At 39.1% G+C, this 2,567-nt stretch carries 4 pseudogenes; 2 read left to right on the top strand and 2 right to left on the bottom strand.

The features are described 5' to 3' along the window. Positions 1–99 precede the first annotated feature (99 nt). Positions 100–375, top strand: a pseudogene (locus tag H6F92_RS00410) (IS1634 family transposase); the annotation flags it as partial. A 375-nt stretch (positions 376–750) separates the two neighbouring features. Here the strand turns inward: H6F92_RS00410 and H6F92_RS00405 are convergent. Beyond that, a pseudogene (locus H6F92_RS00405) lies at positions 751–1,945 on the bottom strand (IS4 family transposase). 102 nt (positions 1,946–2,047) lie between these two features. Here H6F92_RS00405 and H6F92_RS00400 point away from each other — a divergent pair. Further along, positions 2,048–2,326, top strand: a pseudogene (locus tag H6F92_RS00400) (IS1634 family transposase); the annotation flags it as partial. 19 nt (positions 2,327–2,345) lie between these two features. Here the strand turns inward: H6F92_RS00400 and H6F92_RS00395 are convergent. Beyond that, a pseudogene (locus H6F92_RS00395) lies at positions 2,346–2,567 on the bottom strand (IS701 family transposase); the annotation flags it as partial.

Here is a 2,567-nt window from a genome sequence, read left to right as displayed (position 1 = left end):
AAGACTTAATAGAAGGGATTGAATTGGCTATGTTAGAAGTTACTCAAAAAGATATTCGCAATTGGTTTACTCACTGTTGCTACTGTACCTCATAAGTCAGAGAATTGCTATAATAAGGAATACCCAACAGTAGAAATCCTGAAATCAGGAGCAGTTGGAGAAGAAATTGAAACCAGACAACAGCCAATAAAAATTACCTACGGATACTCCCGCGACCGACGACCTGACTTGAAACAATTTATGATTGACTTAATCGTAAGTGGGGATGGAGATGTACCTTTATTCCTGAAAGTAGGGGACGGAAATGAAGCGGACAAAGCGGTTTTTGGTCAAATCGCCCGAGAATTTAAAAAACCAGTTGACTTTGACAGTTTAAGTAGTCGTGCAAAATTAATTTCTTGGTTAGGATAGGCAAAAGGCAATAGGCAATAGGCAAAAGCTTTATCGAAATGTGTAATTAATTTTGCTTAGGTACTTAATAGTCGGCGATAAGCTAAGACGCATTTAAACCGCTTATTCTTAGATTAGCTGAACCCCCCCAATCTCTTTACTGTTGCCTTTTGCAAGAGTGCCTCTTGCCTCGTCTCAACGAGCAATTTAAATTACGAACAGCTTAGCGCCCTCTATAGCAAAGAGAATTTAAAACTAATGAGAGAAATGCGTTGGTTGTCTCGAGTCCCCTTCAGCATTAAAGAGGCTCAAGAGTTAGTCGATAGCATCTCAGAAAAAGCTCAAGGGGTGACAGAACAGTTAAAAAGCTTGCTTTATAAGGCTCATAGCCGTTAACCCTTTGGAGAAATAAGGGTTTTTCTGGGGTTTGAGGCGGATCAAAGAAAAGGCAAGTTCCGAGAAAGTATCCATCGACTCAACCCAAAAAGTACCATAAGTACCTATCCAAAAATCACTATGTCTTTCAGCAGAACGATTAGATTCTTTGAGGCGACAAATATAAACACGGTGGGGTAAAATATTGAGTTGTTGACCCCGTATCGTATTTAAATAATAGGCGATAGCAATCAATAAAACAAGAGCTAAAAAGCGAGGTTCACTAACTTTAGTCTTCTCGATATTATAACCTCCCGTTTTACAATCTTTGAACATAGCTTCAATTCCCAAACGAGATTCATATAACTTTAAAGTCTTCTCTAAAGAGTCAAGATTAGTAATAAGATACCAGGGAGCTTCGGCTTGTTTACTACGATAGCGTCTCTGACCGCGAGTTGCCAAATTAAAAGGTCCAAGTTTATGAGAATCTGTCTAATAAATTCCTGAGAAAAACTGCTCAGTCCCTGGTTGAATATCCAGAGCTTTTAGAGGTTGATATTTGTCTTCACCTGATAACAGCAAAGATATTCCCTTCTTTTGCCTCAGAATAAAGGCTATACCCTTTTCGTCTAGCCACTTTCCTAGTTGAACACTCTGAAATTCTCGCTCACCGATCACGACGACTGGATAAGATTTTAAGAGTTTTAACACAGGCTTGGCGAAATTTTTTTTGTTCCCCCAGATTACTACTTCCTTTTTTATCTAGCAATATCCAGTACACAGGTAAGGCTCTTTTTCCACAAATAACACTGGCTACAAATAAATTTCTTCCTTTCCAATCCGTTCTGTCGATTACCAATAACAGATGTCCTAGATGCCTAAGTTTTTTCAGTTTTCTTCTTTGATGTCGATTTTTATTTTTTCTGCTAAACTCTTGCTTAATAATGTGTTTAATTAGCGGAAACCATAACAATTTCACCCTTAATTGCGGTAACTTAAGAAACCTCTGTAAATTTCTTCTTCTGCTTTCAAAGGTAATTGGTTGAGGAAATAGGGCAGCTAATCTCTCTAATTGTACCGTTCTGTGACCTTGTAAGAGCAGTATGAGGATTTGCCGGGTAAGATATTGTGCTTCGCTCAGATTAGCTTGTAAACAAGCCTGATAGAATGATGGTAACATTTTAAATTTTTGAGTGGTTATGGCAACCACTCTATTTCTTTGGGGTACATTTGGCTAGAGTCTTTATCCTGCCTACCTTTAAACCTCTTTGTCACCCCTTGAGCAGAAAAAGAGTTAACCGATGCAGAAATACCGGGTTATTCCTGGAGGGAAACCATCTCTAACTATGGGGGGATAGAACCAAGATGGTTGCTAGTTGAAAGTCAAGCTAGACAAAAATCATACTTGAAAAAATTAGAGAAAAAAATCGAGCAAGAAAAGAATTATGCCCAAGAAAAAATCCGCCAACTATCCCGAAGAGAATTTGAGAATAGAGCGGTGGCGTTGGCGATAGCCAAAGGATTATCTGACTCCTTAAAATATCATCAGTTAACGGAGATTAATGGGACTTAAACAAATTTCAAGCCCAAACAAAGCCTAAACTGGCTTTGTAAGCGGCAAACACATCCCGATTCTCGGTCAGCCACTCAAAGAAACGGAAAGACATCGCTGTCCGAAAAGCTGCCAAGGCTTCCACAAAAGTGTTTAAAGGTCGATTCGCCCACCGCCTTTGCAATCCCCCAGTCAACTTATGCCACAGGATAAATGTATAGGCACAAAACACCAAGATAAAATGACGAAG

This window comes from Microcystis wesenbergii FACHB-1317 (assembly GCF_014696875.1).
Classification (GTDB): Bacteria; Cyanobacteriota; Cyanobacteriia; order Cyanobacteriales; family Microcystaceae; genus Microcystis; species Microcystis wesenbergii_A.
This window is presented reverse-complemented; position numbering and strand designations above follow the sequence as displayed.